The organism is Candidatus Nanopelagicales bacterium (assembly GCA_018003655.1).
Classification (GTDB): domain Bacteria; phylum Actinomycetota; class Actinomycetes; order S36-B12; family UBA10799; genus JAGNDY01.
Genome location: JAGNDY010000117.1, coordinates 3,529 through 4,696, shown reverse-complemented (window position 1 = coordinate 4,696; position 1,168 = coordinate 3,529). Strand labels below are relative to the sequence as shown.

Annotated in this window: 4 protein-coding genes; 3 read left to right on the top strand and 1 reads right to left on the bottom strand. The window is 61.3% G+C overall.

Annotated elements, in window-relative coordinates; all coding sequences use genetic code 11:
- On the bottom strand, positions 1–206 hold a 206-nt coding region (locus KAZ48_10760), incomplete at its 3' end, for a hypothetical protein (protein MBP7973271.1).
- A gap of 105 nt (positions 207–311) precedes the next feature.
- On the opposite strand from KAZ48_10760, the gene KAZ48_10755 reads away from it, so the two are divergent.
- The 3 genes from KAZ48_10755 to KAZ48_10745 all read left to right on the top strand — a co-directional run.
- Positions 312–671, top strand: coding sequence for a hypothetical protein (locus KAZ48_10755; GenBank protein ID MBP7973270.1), 360 nt, complete (start codon positions 312–314; stop codon positions 669–671).
- Between the two features lie 109 nt (positions 672–780).
- Positions 781–921: an AlpA family phage regulatory protein gene (locus tag KAZ48_10750; GenBank protein MBP7973269.1), complete on the top strand. Its 141-nt coding sequence runs from the start codon at positions 781–783 to the stop codon at positions 919–921.
- A partial coding sequence (locus KAZ48_10745) for a hypothetical protein (protein MBP7973268.1) occupies positions 914–1,168 on the top strand: 255 nt, incomplete at its 3' end. The genes KAZ48_10750 and KAZ48_10745, both read left to right, overlap by 8 nt.

Sequence of the window (1,168 nt, the reverse complement as noted above, 5' to 3'; positions counted from 1 at the left end):
GTCTCGGGTTCGAGCACCTCGCCTTCGAGGACTTCGGTGGGCGGGTCGACCTTCTTGACCGCGTCGCCCTTCTGGATGTCGACAGTGGCGACGTATTCCTTGACGACGGTGGGTGCGGACGACACGCCCATCGAGCTCAGCATGTCGCTCAGCTTGCGGCGCAGGTCGCCGGGGTCGGTCGCGGTGATGGTGACGGAAAGGCTCAAGGCGTGTTCTCCACGGGTTGTTCGAAGGTCAGAATGTAAACCGCTCCTTAACGTCATGTCAAGGGGGGATTGTCATTTAGCACAGGCTATGCCAGACTACGCAACATGAAATCCTCGAAGACAAAAACCAAGCCGAAGACCAAGGTGAAAGCGCCGCCCGCGCCCAAGCCGCCGAGGCTCTCGTACCTGGAGACGATGCCGGAGTCGGCGCTGAAGGGACTGGTGAAGGACCACGGCAACCCGACCCGGTTCGCACGACGGGTTGGCGTCTCGCGCCAAGCGCTCTATACGTGGATGGCACGTGGGTTCGTACCGCCGATCCGCGCCGTGCAGCTTGAAGCGATCTTCGGTGTGCCGCGTCTGCGACTGATGGACCCCCTGCTGATCAGCGGGTCGATCGAGGAACTGACCGGTCTCACCCGGGAGCAACTGCAGATTCCCGAGAAGGTGAAGTCGCCCGATTAGGGCGTTGACAAGCGTCGCCGCAGGGTGTCAGCTATGACATCAATTACTCTTATGACGTGGGGCACCCGTGCATTTGCTTTCGGCCCGCCAAGTGGCGGCGCGTCTCAGTGTGTCCAGACCCTACGTCTACACCCTGATCAGGGATCACGGTTTCCCCGCCCCGATTAAGGTCGGGAGCAAGCTAGCGTGGAGCGAATCAGAAGTCTCGGCGTGGATCGAAGCACGCGCGGAGGCTCGCTCCAATGGGTGATGTGCTCACCGTCCTGCGCTGCTACGAGCCGCTGGTCATGTGCAAGGTCTGGAAAGCAGACGGCACGATCGTCCCTTACTCCACTGCGAAGAACTTCCGCGTGGAGGAATACGCAGTCGACGGTATCCGCGACCTGCACAACACCCTCTCCATCCTGCAGAACGATCCGCAAGCCTGCGTGATTCGTGGGGCGCCGAAGCCCGATATCGAATCGCCGACGCGGCGGATCATCGAGAACTTCGACGAC